Below are 14,860 nucleotides of genomic sequence, written 5' to 3'. Positions count from 1 at the left end.
CCATGTGCTTATTCATACCAGCCGAATAGCTTGAACGCATACGGTGCATAGGCAATAATCAACATCGCAGGAAGCATCACAATCATAGGCAAAATCCAACGCTCATAACGATAATAGAACGATTTATGACGAACTTCTGCATCGGCTGCAGCGACTTCTTCATCTCCAATCGACTGCCTTGCCAATAAGTGATTCAGCGCTACAGGTGGCGTCACATAGCCTAATTCAAAACCAATTAGGGTAATCATCCAGAAATGCGCAGGATGTATCCCATATTGATAAGCTACAGGCGCAACCGTTGCAGAAATTAGAATCACCGCACCGAATGGATCCATAATCATGCCCACAAAAATCATCAAGGCAACAATCAGGCTAATCACAATAAAGATGCTGCTAATATCGGTTGGGAACGCTTCCATAATTTCAATGCGTTCTAAATAGCCACCTACACTGACTGAAAGCGCCATCAAAATTACCAATGCCCCAATATGTCCCACCGTTTCACTGGTCGATAAATGCAGAGCTTTGAAGAAACCATACTGACGCAATGGTGAATCAGGTGCAGTCAATAATGAGCGCTCAGATGAAGCTGCTGTCTGTTGTGCTACAGGCTTGTGATCTAAAGTCTGATCCCACTGCCCCATCGCTGGAATAGGCGCAGGTTCATGGCGCAATTTATCAAACAACACCATCATCAATAAAATAACCGGCATCATTACAGGTGCAGTAAATTCATTCATATTGGTGTCTAAAGCATATTTATAGAACAACCAAATCAACACAAAAATGAGGATATATGGTAGTACAGGGCCAAAAGCACGTAAGGACAATGGCGCAGCTATGTTCGGTGCAGCAATGCGGAATTTATTTTCAGCAAAGAACAACGAAATCACTAAAAACAGGGTTGAAGTCAGTAGGAACACATACAAACCATAGTGATACAGCATGTCCGTTGTGACTTCTTTATTCAGCGATGCCACCACAACAATCAATAGGCATGGACGAAGCACGACCCCCATTGAGCCCGACATAGCTGTTGCCGCCAGTGCAAACTGACGTCGTCCACCCGCATTCCAAACTTCTTTATAAATGATCGCACCTGCAGCAATGACAAAAATCCCCGATGCACCGGTATAAGCCGTTGGTAATGCAGCAGCAATCAGAATCAGCCAGGTTAAAGTTTCAGGTGCCAAATTCCACGGACGCAGAATATTCAGGAACAAATCCACAATTCGGGTTTGTTTGAGCAACATCCCCGCCCAAATAAACAAAGCCAAGTTCAAGAAAATACTAGAGAATTCGACCAGTTGCCCTAGGTAAATCCCTTGCCCCATTGGATAATCCATCAGGAAGGTAAAAGAGAAACCCGTACTAATTGCCATATAGGCATACAAAGGTACGCTCAGGAAAGCAAGACCTAAACTACCGCCTTCACGGGTCGGTGCAGGTGGCTTAATAAGCTGGAATAAACTAATTAAAGTCAGAGTTGCAAACAGAATCATCCACATCCAGTAAATGATTTGCGTTTCACCACTCATCGGTACGCCTGAATTGAGTACTGAACGATATTGACTGATACTTGACGAGGTTAAGAAACCATTCGCCACCACCATTAAGGTCGAATACACCTTGAAGTCAATTTTGGTCGCAAGGCCACGTAAACCAATGTGATGGGTCTTTAAAGTGGCACTAATTGCAGCAAAGACCACCATCAATACCAATAAAATGGCACGGTTTTCAGTACCAAATTTAAAAATACCAAAAAAAGAGGTTTCAATGGTTCGATACATTTTCAAGCTTGGATGGGCTTGAATATGCTGAATCGCCTGATCATGAAATTGAAATTTTTCTTCACAAATTTGTTTGGCTGCTAAAATGGAAGCGCGGACATCTGATTCAGAGGCAGTACCAAAAATATCGGCAAACTCATCAGCAGCATTGGCTTGCATTTGGGCATGTACTTGTGCATCGATATCGGGGTTGCGTTCGCAGTCAGGTGCAGTGGGTTCGGCACGCAAAAATGAATACTGCATACCCGTTGCAGGGTCACCGTATAGGCGTTCACCCATGCGCAACAACTGACCATGTACCATTTCACCTGTACCAATAATAAGTGTCAGTAGCAACAAGATCAAAATAACGAATGTAGAAATCCATTCTGTCCATATATGTCTGAGCAAAGCCAAGCCAGACCTGCGTTGTCCGTTATTGTGCATATATTTTCCTGTTTTTATTCTATGCAGAAACCGAGACACTCGAATTTCTGTCTGTCCTTATTCAACGGAATATCCATCTTCCATTGAGCATTTTTGTATTCAGTTTAAATGTGAATGAACGTCGTTATTTTTAAAATGACAATATAGATTTTCTTTTAAGTAAAAATGGTCAATTGTGAGATTTCTTGTGAGCCCTTTTTGCCATCATTTTGATGTAATTTTAATGCGGATCAATGCAATAGGCCCAAATAATATAAGCCAGTGCAAAAATTACTCCCCAAATCACCCCCAATAAATGTGCCTCAACTAATACAGGACTGCCGATTAATTCTGCTGTACCCAAACTGCCCACTGTATTTTCCCAAATCAGTTTAGATAAAATAAGCAGCAAGACCAATGTGGCAAAGCCACGTTCTTTTTTATAAAGCAAATGCACACATGCCACCGCCACATAAGCACCATGCAACACCCCAGAAAGTCCTGCATAGGCATCAATATCGGCAAGGAAGTAATAGAAACTCAGACTAATCGCTGGCGGTAGTACCAACAAAAGCGCCACAAGGTGCCATACTTTGGCATGCGGAAAAATAAAAGGTAAACAGGCAAAGGCGATCATATTAAGCAAATAATGAATCCAGCCCACATGCACCCAATGCCCTGTCCATAAGCGCCAGAATTCATCCAATAAATGTGTAGACCAATAAATAAAATGCTCTGCAAAAATCTGCAAACATGCCGAAACCGACATACATGTCGCAATAAACACAATTTTTCGACTGAGAAATTGAGATGAATATTGCATAGGCGCTTGCATCCTCCAAATTATTCTTGTTATGTGCTTCGGCAAACGGATTGCCCAATCCTAAAACCTCTGGTCAATATTGAATTGGGCAATCTTGATATTTTTACAATTGAGCTGCCGTATCCTCATTAAATAAATCATCTAATTCAGAAGAATTATCTTGCTCATCCCAGAAACGCTGCTGATCACCCGTACGCACACCTGTATGTTCAGTCCAGTAACGGTCTGAAATTCCTTGTACCATGCTTCCCGCCATGGCATCAATCAATTTAAATTGTGGATTTACAGGTTTTTCGTCACTGCGTGCATTAGAAAAGGCTTTGAGTGCGTCGCGGATTTTGGCATCTTCACCACTGGCTTGGGCAGCAACCGCGTATAAAGCGTGTGATAAACGCACGCCTTTATTTTCACCGATTTGCATCGACTGCTTTAAGGTTTGATACGGATCAGGTTTGCCATCTCCCGCACCTGGAAGCAAAGTCCAAATTACGGCACGTGTAGCCTCTGGTGCGCCCCAGAATTTTTCATTGTTTAAACAGGTCATACCACGTTCAACAATCGCGGCAATATCTTTAGGCACATGCACTGCCCCGCCTGAATTAATATCATTGGTCATGGCTTGCAAGCCACTCAACATCCCCAACATATACACAGTTTGATCAATATCACTGTTCATTTTTGGACAACCTTCGCCCAAAGGTTTCCGATATTTCTTTTCCCAACGATGCTGAAACAATTGATAGCCTGTGTATTGGCGCTGTGCCGCCAAAGCCGCCCAACGTTTTTGCTGAATCCGCGCATCTTGCGCTTCGCCCACTTGCCCTGCTTTTGCTGCACGTAAATAACGCAATTCAGCATCCAAAGCTTTTTCTTCGGCACAAATACCCGCAGCCGAATACATTAGTACCGCAACACGGGTTGGGTCTGCGCCCATATCTTTAGTCGCCATAATGGCAGGGGTTAAGGAATTACCAGAATTACACACCATTTCAGCATCTTCCATCGCTAAAATTGGCGGCACAATATGTTTTTCAGTAAATCCAAGTGCGACATTGGCACCTGTTTTGATCACTTGTGAACAACCTGATAATAATAAACTTGTGATTGCAAATACGGCCACACCCTGGCCTATTTTTTGGACTTGCGACATTTTCCTGTCCTCTATAATTGTGTTTATGTCCATTGCAACAAACATAGCAGAAGCAATATCTGAATAAAAGCGTCTACTTGCTGCTTCAGATGGATAACTTTGCCATGTTTTAAAGTGACTAAAATTGACTGAAATCTGTCATCCGACAAAATTTAGGCAAAAAAAAGTAGCATTGCGACGGTTCAGCACATGCTACTTATTAACTGATGCCCAATTCGGGCTTATCTTAAAAAATCTTTCGACTAAATTTAAATCTGCACATTTCAGGAATCTGATTTGTATTGATCTACACTTGTCTGGAATGAATATAACTGAAAATAGGGATATGTGTAATCTTTTATGCCAATATAAAATGACTGATCAGGACACGAAAAATAGATGATAATTTTATCTTTATGATACTTATAGTTTTTTATTATTATAAAAATATACAGCTGTCTGTAAATTAGAGCATTTTCGCCAATACTTTTAGAGCCTTCCATTCCGCCTTGGAAACCTGATCACACCAAATCACCACAGGTTTAAAGGCTTGCTGAAATTCCATGACGATATAAATTTGATGATCTATCACTTGACGCAGTTGCACACGCTGAATTTCAATTTGGCGAGCTGTGCTTTTAATCTGTTGTGATACTACACGAGGCGCGAGATAGGAAATTGACCATTCACGGTCATCTAATTGATCTAAACCAACAATTCGGTTTGCACGAACAAATTTAAAATATGTCCAGCCCATAATGACAATACATACAACGCTAAGCCATGGCTTTAACACTTGTAGTAAAAGCCAAACGATGAGTAGAGCGATCATCAGCTGAAACACTATTGCGATGACACTAGGTTTCAGCTGAAACTGCTGCTTAGCCATGCACATAATGCTTTAGTTTACGGATAAAATCTTTCAACTCAGGACGTGGTGGCTCAGACACTTCCATAAACCAATCCAATAAATCTGGGTCTTCCTGCTCAACCAAATCGGCAAACATTTGTTTTTCTTCCGCACTGGCAGTCAAATAATGATTTTTCACATACGGGTCAAAATAGACATCAATTTCCTTTAAACCACGACGGGCACGGTAAATCACTTTGCGTTCTTCTAAGCTGATGTCATCACTCATGCGGTTTCCCCATTAAAACTAAACTCAGGCTAGTTTAACCGACCCCTTTTAAAGTTTCGATGACTTTTATGCAGCATTGACCAAAAGCATCATCTTTCATTTGCAATTGAAACTTTTGCACCTTGTTGCCCCCTATAAATTCTTCTAAGGTGAATTCAAAATAACAACATCAGGAAGATAAAACCATGCAATCTGCCGCAATTCGCCCCATTGCCAATATGTTACCGCGCACCTTATTCAGTGCTGAACACGACAGTTTTCGTGATTTGGTACGAAAATTCTATTTGCAGGAAGTCATCCCCCATACTGAAAAATTTGAAGCGCAGCAGCATGTAGACCGTGAGCTATGGCGTAAAGCAGGTACTTTGGGTTTGCTGTGTAGCACCATGCCTGAAGAATATGCAGGTTCAGGGGTAGACCGTTTATACAGCATGATTTTGATTGAAGAACAAGCCTATGCAGGTGACAGTGCTACCGGTTTTTCACTGCATTCAGATATTGTCGCCAATTACATTAATAACTTTGGCACAACTGAACAAAAACAACACTGGTTACCCCGCATGGCCACAGGCGAAGTGATAACCGCGATTGCCATGACCGAATCCGGTACAGGTTCAGACTTACAAGCTGTGCGTACCTCTGCGGTATTGGATGGCGATGAATACGTGATTAATGGTTCTAAAATTTTTATTACCAACGGCTATTTGTGCGACATGGCGATTGTGGTATGTAAAACAGCGAACACAGACAAAGGTTCAGCCAATCTGTCTTTAATATTGGTAGAAGCAGACCGTGCGGGATTTAGCAAAGGCAAACCACTGAATAAAATTGGTATGAAAGGTCAGGACACTTGCGAATTATTTTTTGATAATGTCCGCGTGCCTCGCAGCAATTTATTGGGTGCAGAAGGCATGGGCTTTATCATGCTGATGAAAGAACTGGCTTGGGAACGCTTAATTGTCGCGATTATTTGCCAAGCAGGTGCAGAAGCTGCTTTTGCACATACACTGCAATATACTCAGCAACGTCAAGCCTTTGGCAAAAGTATTCATAGCTTTCAAAATACGCGCTTTAAACTGGCAGAATTACGCACCGAAATTGATTTCTGTCGTGCTTTTTTAGATCAATGTATGCAGTTACAACTTCAAGATCAGCTCAGTGTTGAAGCTGCAGCGGCCGCCAAATATAAAATTTCAGAGATGTACTCCAAAGTGGTGGATGAATGTCTACAACTGCATGGTGGTTATGGCTATATGCTTGAGTATCCAATTGCACGTGCTTACTTAGACAATCGGGCCAATCGTATTTATGCAGGCACCAATGAAATTATGAAAGAGCTGATTTCACGTTCTTTATAAAATTTCCACCTCAACATGTAAATGGCGCAAGCAATTTTAAATTTCTTGTGCCATATTATTTTTGCACCCAACGATTTAAGACACTAATTTAGGTTTACGCTGCTGTGCAGGCACAGCTTGTTTGAATTTTAAAATACCATCTTCAAAACTTGCTTGTTTTAAAGTTTTGCGATCTTCTAAGTAATTGTTGGTCACTCGCCATGGCGCATGTTTGCCTTGCTTTGGCATCACATCAGCAGCACGCGCGATATAGCCCGAACTCAAACTGCCCATCACCGTATCTTCCAATAACTCTGTTTGGTCACCTTGAGGAATTACCTCGTCATAACCTTGTCGATCCATATAATTGAGCAAACGACAAATATAATCCGCAGCCACATCCACTTTAAGTGTCCAAGACGCATTAATATAGCCAATAATCATCGCCATATTCGGCACATCGCTGACCATCACACCTTGATACAGCATGTGTTTGGAGGTATCCAAAGGCTCACCATCAATTGTGGCTTGAATACCGCCTAGAATTTGAATATTCAAACCTGTCGCAGACACAATAATATCGGCATCCAAATGTTTACCTGATTTTAATTGCACACCTGTTTCAGTAAAACTAGCAATTTGATCAGTTTCAATCGAGGCATGTCCTTCGCGTAAAATCTTAAATAAATCACCATCAGGCACAACACATAAACGCTGATCCCACGGATTATAATGTGGTGTGAAATGCTTCATATCCACCTTGCCTTTGAGCTGCATTTGGATAGATTTCAGCAACAAAGTCCGCAGTAATTTCGGCTGCTTTTGTGCTAAAGCATAAATTGCGCGTTGCATGCCAATATTACGTGCGCGCGTGATTTTGTAAGCAACATCTTCAGGCAAAACTTTACGCATTTGCTGATAAACAAAATCCATTGCAGGCACTGAAGCAATATAAGTCGGCGAGCGTTGTAGCATGGTGACATGCGCTGCACCACCTTTTGACATAGCAGGTACTAAGGTAATGGCGGTTGCACCACTACCAATAATTAAGACCTTTTTACCACGATAATCTAAATTCTCAGGCCAATGCTGTGGGTGAATAAATGTACCTTTAAACGCATGTTGATTCGGAAAGTCAGGCTGAAAACCTTGATCGTAATTGTAATAGCCTGTGCAACCTAAAACAAAATTAGCCACCCAAGTTTCAATCTGTTGCACTGCATTTTCTATACGTAACATCCACTTACGTGTTTGAGAGTCATAATTGGCAGATAACACACGATGCTGAAAATGAATTTTTGAGTGTAAGGCTTTTTCTTGAATGACTTCTTCTAGATAGTCTTTGATAGATGCGCCATCGGCAAGTACATTGGTTTTTTTCCAAGGCTTAAAATTATAACCAAAAGTCGACATATCCGAATCTGAACGAATGCCCGGATATTGGAATAAATCCCAAGTGCCACCAAAACTTTGACGACGCTCAATAATTTCAAAAGAACGCTGTGGGCAGTTTTGACTTAAATGTGCTGCTACACCAATGCCCGAAATCCCTGCCCCAATAATTAATATATCAACCTGCTTATCCATGTTTTATTGTCCAGCTTGAATGATGTTTTTTATTAAAGCATAAATTTGACAATACACAATGTCAAGTTTAGCAAAAGTTACTAAAATTTATATCAATTCGGGACAATTTCATCATTTATTGAGATTCAATATATTTTTTTCATAAAAAAAGACCGGTAAAACCGGTCTTTTTCTGAACAACGTGCGTTATTCTTAGCGAAATTATTTAACTTCGCGATCTACAAGCTCAACGTAAGCCATCGGTGCAGCATCACCCGCACGGAAGCCCGCTTTAAGAACACGTAGATAACCGCCGTTACGCTCTTTGTAACGAGGGCCAAGAACGGTAAATAATTTACCAACAGTTGCTGCTGAACGAGTACGAGCAAACGCTAAACGACGGTTTGCTACTGTATCGTTTTTAGCTAAAGTGATTAAAGGCTCAGCAACACGACGTAATTCTTTTGCTTTAGGAACAGTTGTTTTGATTAACTCGTGTTCGAACAAAGAATTAGCCAAGTTTTGGAACATCGCTTTGCGATGGCTGCTTGTACGGCCTAATTTCACACCACTATTACGATGACGCATGGTGATAGTCCTACTTAATTAACGGCTACGATAGGCGAAACGATCGTCCATACGGAGACTAGCCGGTGGCCAGTTCTCTAAACGCATGCCGAGCTGTAAGCCTTTAGAAGCCAGAACATCTTTGATCTCTGTAAGCGATTTTTTACCCAAGTTAGGCGTTTTAAGTAGCTCAACTTCAGTACGCTGTACAAGATCACCAATGTAGTAAATATTTTCTGCTTTCAAACAGTTAGCAGAACGAACAGTAAGCTCTAGATCATCTACTGGACGAAGCAAGATTGGGTCAACTTCTTCACGAGGCTCTTGAGCAACAGGAGCTTGATCTTTCTGAAGATCAACAAAAATTGCAATTTGTTGTTGCAAGATTGTTGCCGCTTTGCGGATTGCTTCTTCTGGATCAACTGTACCATTGGTTTCAAGATCAATGATCAACTTGTCAAGGTCAGTACGTTGTTCTACACGCGCATTTTCTACGATGTAAGACACACGTTTGATTGGGCTATAAGAAGCATCTAACTGCAAACGACCTACAGGGCGAGTTTCGCCTTCTGGGAAACGTGAGTCAGATGTTTCATAACCACGACCTTGAGCAACTTTCAGGCGCATTTTTAAATTGCCTGTAGCACTTAAAGTGCCGATCAAGTGTTCAGGGTTAACCACTTCAACATTATGCGGTAAACGAAGGTCTGCAGCAGTTACATCGCCTGGACCTTGTTTTTCCAATGTCAAATAAGCTTCATTTTGATCGAACAGCTTAATAGACAATCCTTTCAGGTTCAGCAAGAGCTCGACGATGTCCTGCTGCAAGCCTTCCAAAGTACTGTACTCGTGCTCGACACCTTCAATTTCAACTTCTACCACAGCTGCGCCAGGTAAAGAAGAAAGAAGGATGCGACGTAAAGCATTACCAAGAGTATGACCAAAGCCACGCTCTAATGGTTCTAGAATAACTTTTGCCGAGGTCCCGCTTGCCGCTTCGACCTTGATCGCTTGCGGAGTAAGAAACTCATTTGCAGTACGCGTCATTATTGCTACCTCAAGGATTATTTAGAATACAATTCTACAATCAAGCTTTCGTTGATTTCAGCAGGTAAATCAGAACGATCTGGTGCAGCTTTAAACGTACCTTCAAATTTAGAATGGTCAACTTCCATCCATGAAGGGATACCACGTTGAGCAGCCAATTCAATTGCGTTTTTAATACGTAATTGTTGTTTTGCACCTTCGTGAACTGCAATTACATCACCAGCTTTAACTTGAATAGACGCAATGTTAACACGACGACCATTTAAAGTAATGCTACGGTGAGATACAAGCTGACGAGCTTCTGCACGTGTAGAACCAAAACCCATGCGATAAACAACGTTATCAAGACGGCTTTCGAGCAATTTCAACAAGTTCTCACCTGTTGCGCCTTTCACACGAGCAGCTTCTTTATAGTAGTTACTAAATTGACGCTCTAAAACACCGTACATACGACGTACTTTTTGTTTTTCACGTAATTGTAGTGAGTACTCAGATTGCTTACCACCACGAGCCCCGCCATGTTGGCCAGGAGCTTTAGCGTGTTTTTTAGTTTTGACGTCAAATGGTTTAACGCCAGATTTTAGTTGCAGGTCTGTCCCTTCGCGGCGAGAGAGTTTGCATTTTGGACCAATATAACGAGCCATGAATGTTTCTCCTTACACGCGACGTTTTTTAGGTGGACGGCAACCGTTGTGAGGGATTGGAGTCACATCGGTAATGCTGTTAATCTTATAACCCACTGCACCTAATGCACGAACCGCAGACTCACGACCTGGACCAGGACCTTTAACAAGGACGTCCAAGTTTTTCAAACCGTAATCTAAAGCAGCTTTACCAGCAACTTCAGCAGCTACCTGAGCAGCGAACGGAGTTGATTTACGTGATCCACGGAAGCCTTGTCCACCTGAGGTAGCCCAAGCCAGTGCATTACCTTGACGATCGGTAATGGTCACAATGGTGTTATTAAAAGAAGCGTGAATGTGTGCAACACCTTCAGAGACGGTACGAGTGACCTTCTTGCGTGTGCGAGTATCTTTAGCCATCTTTTAGCTTCCAGAAATCTTATTTCTTAATCGGTTTGCGCGGACCTTTACGGGTACGTGCGTTAGTTTTGGTGCGTTGACCACGGACAGGCAAGCTGCGACGATGACGAAGACCGCGGTAGCAGCCTAAATCCATTAAACGTTTAATGTTCATGGAAATTTCGCGACGTAAGTCACCTTCGGTCGGAACCTTAGCAACTTCTGCACGAATCGCATCAAGCTGAGCGTCATCTAATTCACGGATCTTTGTTGTTGGTGCGATACCAGCAGCAGCTAAGATAGTCTTAGCAGTGTGGCGACCAATACCAAAGATATAAGTGAGAGAGATAACAGCGTGCTTGTTATCCGGAATGTTTACACCGGCAATACGAGCCATTCAATTTTCTCCAAAAAGGCAGTTAAGATAATCAACCGCCCCACAAAAATCTTGAGGGGCGGATAATAACCTAATTAGCCTACTGAAATCAACAGGTCTTAATCAAATTAACCTTGACGCTGCTTATGACGAGGTTCTGCGCTGCAAATTACGCGAATAACCCCATTACGACGGATAACTTTGCAGCTACCACAAATTTTCTTTACAGAAGCTTGTACTTTCATGATGAAACCTCTAAGTGCGCTTATCCCTTAGGATGAGCAGTCGTTTTTCTCATTAACGTTTGATTATCGTACTGGTGCGAGGTGAGATGTGCTTGAAGCTGAGCCATAAAGTCCATCACAACCACTACAACGATTAATAATGATGTACCACCTAAGCTAAATGGAATTCCAAATGAGCTTTGTAGAATCATCGGCATTAAGCAGACTACAGTGATGTAAATCGCGCCAATAAAGGTCAAACGACTGAGAATATGATCTAAGTAACGAGCAGTTTGCTCACCTGGGCGAATACCAGGCACATAAGCTCCGCTGCGTTTCAAGTTTTCCGAAACTTCTTTAGGGCTGAAAACCAGCGCAGTGTAGAAGTAACAGAAAAAGATAATTAACGCACCAAAGAGCACCAAATACAACGGTTGTCCAGGCGACAATACCAATGCCAAGTCTTGTAGACTACGCTTGATTAATCCAGCATTAGGGTCCGCACTGCCGACCCATTGACCTAAGCTCGCTGGGAACAAAAGCAATGAACTGGCAAAAATTGCTGGAATCACACCTGCCATATTAATTTTTAATGGCAAATGCGTTTGCTGAGCAGTAAATACACGACGACCTTGTTGTTTTTGAGCATAGTTTACTGGAATACGACGCTGCGCCTTCTCAATAAACACAATTGCTGCAAGTACACCCAAAGACAATAAACCAAAAATTGCCAAACCAATCAGGCTTGACTGGCCACTATCAATAGATGTGAAGGATTGCATAATTAAATTAGGCAAGCCTGCAACAATACCTGCGAAAATGATCATGGAAATACCATTGCCCACTCCGCGTTCGGTAATTTGTTCACCCAACCACATTAAGAACATTGTGCCTGCAACCAAAGAGGTCACAGCTGGAACGTAAAAAGCCACACCTGACGTTAAGGTAATACCTTGACCAATCAGACCTGCACACATCCCAATCGCTTGCACAAGTGCAAGAAACAATGTGCCTTGGCGCGTATATTGATTAATTTTGCGTTTGCCTTGCTCGCCTTCTTTTTTCAAAGCTTCAAGCGAAGGAACCACGGTAGACATCAACTGTACGATAATCGAAGCAGAAATGTATGGCATGATCCCTAAAGCAAGAATCGACATCCGCTCTAATGCACCACCCGAAAACATGTTAAACAAACCAAGGATTGTACCTTGGTTTGCATTAAACAATTGTTCAAGTGCGGCATTATTAATGCCTGGTACTGGAATATGCGCTCCTAGTCGAAATACCAACAACGCACCAATGAGAAACATCATTCGGCGTATAATTTCACGGTATTTCACGTGAAATGGTTGGCCTTTCATCATGTGAACATGACCTGAAGAACTAGGAGACATAGACACTGGGGATTACTCCTCGACTTTACCGCCAGCCGCTTCAACAGCAGCTTTAGCGCCTTTAGTCACAGCAACACCTTGAATAGTGAATGCGCGAGTAATTTCACCAGAAAGTACGATACGAGCACGAGCCATATCTTTACGTACAACGTTCGCTGCTTTTAAAGTTTCAAGGCTAACGATGTCGCCTTCCACTTTAGCAAGCTCAGATAAACGTACTTCAGCAGTTTTCAAAGCGATTTGGCTAGTGAAACCGAATTTAGGTAAACGACGATATAACGCAGTTTGACCACCTTCGAATCCAGGACGTGTACCACCGCTCTTACGTGAGTTTTGACCTTTGATACCACGACCACCAGTCTTACCAACGCCAGAACCGATACCACGGCCTAAACGACGGGCTTCACGCTTAGCACCTTCTGCAGGTGCAAGTTCATTTAAACGCAGAGTCATGGCTTATTCCTCTACACTAACCATATAGTAGACTTGGTTGATCATACCACGGTTAGAAGGCGTATCTTGCACTTCTACAGTATGACCAATACGACGCAGACCTAAACCTTTAAGGCTAAGCTTGTGATTTTTCAAGCGGTGCGATGCAGATTTAGTCTGGGTAACTTTAATCGTTTTCATGATTGATTACCCTTGAATTTGTTCTACTGAAAGACCACGTTTCGCAGCAACCTTTTCAGGAGTTGTCATGTCACGCAAACCGTTGAAAGTTGCGTTCACTACGTTTGCAGCGTTAGTAGAACCACGGCATTTAGTCAATACGTTACGTACACCTGCAGCTTCTAAAACTGCACGCATAGAACCACCCGCAATTACACCAGTACCTTCAGATGCTGGCTGCATGTAAACACGGCTTGCACCATGACGCGCATGAATCGGGTGTTGTAAAGTACCATCTGCCAATTCGATAGTGATCATGTTACGACGTGCAGCTTCAAGTGCTTTAGAAATAGCAGCTGGAACTTCACGTGCTTTACCACGACCAAAACCTACGCGACCATTACCATCACCCACAACAGTTAATGCTGTGAAAGAGAAGATACGACCACCTTTAACAACTTTGGCTACGCGATCAACGGCAACCAGCTTTTCAACAAGACCTTCGTTTTGTTCAACTTTAGCCATGATTAGAACTCCAAGCCGTTTTCACGAGCAGCATCAGCCAAGGCTTTGATACGACCATGATATTTAAAACCAGAACGGTCAAACGCAACTTTAGTTACGCCAGCTGCTTTCGCGCGTTCTGCGATTAAAGCACCTACTTTTTGAGCTGCTTCAACGTTACCAGTTGTACCAGCACGTAAAGTAGCATCTAAAGTTGAAGCTTGCGCTAAAACTTTGCCACCATCTGCTGAAATAACTTGAGCATAGATGTGACGCGGCGTGCGGTTTACACACAAACGAGTCGCACCCAATGCACGGATGTGCAAGCGTGTGCTTTTCGCACGACGCAAACGGGATTGTTTCTTTTCGTTCATAAGAACCTCGCGCCTTATTTCTTCTTAGCTTCTTTACGAAGAACAACTTCATCCGAATAACGAACACCTTTACCTTTATATGGCTCTGGTGGACGGTATCCACGGATATCCGCAGCAACTTGACCTAAAGCTGCTTTGTCAGCAGATTTAAGGATAATTTCAGTTGCAGTTGGAGTTTCTGCAGTTACACCTTCAGGAAGGGTGTAATCGATTGGGTGTGAAAAACCAAGGTTAAGGTTAACAACGTTACCTTTTACCGCAGCTTTATAACCAACACCAATCAATTGTAACTTACGTTCGAAGCCTTCGCTCACACCTTTTACAAGATTGTTAAGCACAGCGCGAGCAGTACCAGCTTGCATCCAAGCGTCTTTCGACTCAGCTTTAGGAGCAATAGCTAAAATACCGTCTTCCTGTTTTAGCTCGACCAGCGCATGCAGGTTGAAAGACAATGTACCTTTGCTGCCTTTCACTTCGACCTGCCGGCCGTTCTGAGTAACTGTAACACCGTTAGGTACAGTTACTGGGGCTTTAGCCACACGAGACATGAG

At 42.6% G+C, this 14,860-nt stretch carries 19 protein-coding genes; 1 reads left to right on the top strand and 18 read right to left on the bottom strand.

Annotated elements, in window-relative coordinates:
• Positions 1-8: 8 nt before the first annotated feature.
• From FTV28_RS07190 to FTV28_RS07170, 5 genes are all read right to left on the bottom strand, one after another.
• Positions 9-2,216 carry a TRAP transporter large permease subunit gene (locus tag FTV28_RS07190; protein WP_179989882.1) on the bottom strand — a complete coding sequence of 736 codons (2,208 nt, stop codon included), beginning with the start codon at positions 2,214-2,216 and terminating at the stop codon, positions 9-11.
• Positions 2,217-2,436: 220 nt separating this feature from the next.
• Entirely contained in the window at positions 2,437-3,018 is a 582-nt protein-coding gene (rrtA, locus tag FTV28_RS07185; protein WP_179989880.1) for a rhombosortase, read from the bottom strand.
• A 103-nt stretch (positions 3,019-3,121) separates the two neighbouring features.
• On the bottom strand, positions 3,122-4,168 hold the full coding sequence (locus tag FTV28_RS07180) for a hypothetical protein (protein ID WP_179989878.1): 1,047 nt from the start codon (positions 4,166-4,168) through the stop codon (positions 3,122-3,124).
• A gap of 445 nt (positions 4,169-4,613) precedes the next feature.
• A complete protein-coding gene (locus tag FTV28_RS07175; RefSeq protein WP_131260582.1) occupies positions 4,614-5,036 on the bottom strand; it encodes a protein YgfX in 423 nt (140 codons plus the stop codon).
• Positions 5,029-5,286, bottom strand: coding sequence for a succinate dehydrogenase assembly factor 2 (locus FTV28_RS07170; RefSeq protein ID WP_004974752.1), 258 nt, complete (start codon positions 5,284-5,286; stop codon positions 5,029-5,031). The genes FTV28_RS07175 and FTV28_RS07170 overlap by 8 nt, the downstream gene beginning before the upstream one ends.
• Before the next feature lie 185 nt (positions 5,287-5,471).
• Here FTV28_RS07170 and FTV28_RS07165 point away from each other — a divergent pair, with 185 nt between their 5' ends.
• Positions 5,472-6,644, top strand: a complete 1,173-nt coding sequence (locus FTV28_RS07165; protein ID WP_179989876.1) for an acyl-CoA dehydrogenase family protein — start codon at positions 5,472-5,474, stop codon at positions 6,642-6,644.
• 75 nt (positions 6,645-6,719) lie between these two features.
• On the opposite strand, the gene FTV28_RS07160 is transcribed toward FTV28_RS07165, so the two are convergent.
• From FTV28_RS07160 to rplF, 13 genes are all read right to left on the bottom strand, one after another.
• Entirely contained in the window at positions 6,720-8,210 is a 1,491-nt protein-coding gene (locus FTV28_RS07160) for an NAD(P)/FAD-dependent oxidoreductase (RefSeq protein ID WP_179989874.1), read from the bottom strand.
• Positions 8,211-8,411: 201 nt separating this feature from the next.
• On the bottom strand, positions 8,412-8,777 hold the full coding sequence (gene rplQ, locus FTV28_RS07155; RefSeq protein WP_004974746.1) for a 50S ribosomal protein L17: 366 nt from the start codon (positions 8,775-8,777) through the stop codon (positions 8,412-8,414).
• A gap of 18 nt (positions 8,778-8,795) precedes the next feature.
• On the bottom strand, positions 8,796-9,803 hold the full coding sequence (gene rpoA / locus FTV28_RS07150) for a DNA-directed RNA polymerase subunit alpha (protein ID WP_004974745.1): 1,008 nt from the start codon (positions 9,801-9,803) through the stop codon (positions 8,796-8,798).
• 17 nt (positions 9,804-9,820) lie between these two features.
• Entirely contained in the window at positions 9,821-10,447 is a 627-nt protein-coding gene (rpsD, locus tag FTV28_RS07145; protein ID WP_004974744.1) for a 30S ribosomal protein S4, read from the bottom strand.
• A 12-nt stretch (positions 10,448-10,459) separates the two neighbouring features.
• Positions 10,460-10,846 carry a 30S ribosomal protein S11 gene (gene rpsK, locus FTV28_RS07140; protein WP_001040166.1) on the bottom strand — a complete coding sequence of 129 codons (387 nt, stop codon included), beginning with the start codon at positions 10,844-10,846 and terminating at the stop codon, positions 10,460-10,462.
• 19 nt (positions 10,847-10,865) lie between these two features.
• Positions 10,866-11,222 (bottom strand): 30S ribosomal protein S13, encoded by a 357-nt coding sequence (gene rpsM, locus FTV28_RS07135; RefSeq protein WP_004974734.1) that lies wholly within the window; start codon positions 11,220-11,222, stop codon positions 10,866-10,868.
• Between the two features lie 107 nt (positions 11,223-11,329).
• On the bottom strand, positions 11,330-11,446 hold the full coding sequence (rpmJ, locus tag FTV28_RS07130) for a 50S ribosomal protein L36 (RefSeq protein WP_000867907.1): 117 nt from the start codon (positions 11,444-11,446) through the stop codon (positions 11,330-11,332).
• A gap of 20 nt (positions 11,447-11,466) precedes the next feature.
• On the bottom strand, positions 11,467-12,786 hold the full coding sequence (secY, locus tag FTV28_RS07125; protein ID WP_179989936.1) for a preprotein translocase subunit SecY: 1,320 nt from the start codon (positions 12,784-12,786) through the stop codon (positions 11,467-11,469).
• Positions 12,787-12,831: 45 nt separating this feature from the next.
• Positions 12,832-13,272: a 50S ribosomal protein L15 gene (rplO, locus tag FTV28_RS07120; protein WP_004974728.1), complete on the bottom strand. Its 441-nt coding sequence runs from the start codon at positions 13,270-13,272 to the stop codon at positions 12,832-12,834.
• A 3-nt stretch (positions 13,273-13,275) separates the two neighbouring features.
• Entirely contained in the window at positions 13,276-13,452 is a 177-nt protein-coding gene (gene rpmD / locus FTV28_RS07115; RefSeq protein ID WP_004786899.1) for a 50S ribosomal protein L30, read from the bottom strand.
• A 6-nt stretch (positions 13,453-13,458) separates the two neighbouring features.
• A complete protein-coding gene (gene rpsE / locus FTV28_RS07110; protein ID WP_004974725.1) occupies positions 13,459-13,956 on the bottom strand; it encodes a 30S ribosomal protein S5 in 498 nt (165 codons plus the stop codon).
• Between the two features lie 2 nt (positions 13,957-13,958).
• Complete coding sequence (rplR, locus tag FTV28_RS07105; protein ID WP_004281497.1) at positions 13,959-14,309, bottom strand: 50S ribosomal protein L18; 351 nt, start codon at positions 14,307-14,309, stop codon at positions 13,959-13,961.
• A gap of 14 nt (positions 14,310-14,323) precedes the next feature.
• Positions 14,324-14,857 carry a 50S ribosomal protein L6 gene (rplF, locus tag FTV28_RS07100; protein WP_004974722.1) on the bottom strand — a complete coding sequence of 178 codons (534 nt, stop codon included), beginning with the start codon at positions 14,855-14,857 and terminating at the stop codon, positions 14,324-14,326.
• Positions 14,858-14,860: the final 3 nt, after the last annotated feature.

The sequence above is a fragment of the Acinetobacter sp. YH12252 genome (genome assembly GCF_013417365.1).
Lineage (GTDB): Bacteria > Pseudomonadota > Gammaproteobacteria > Pseudomonadales > Moraxellaceae > Acinetobacter > Acinetobacter towneri.
This window is presented reverse-complemented; position numbering and strand designations above follow the sequence as displayed.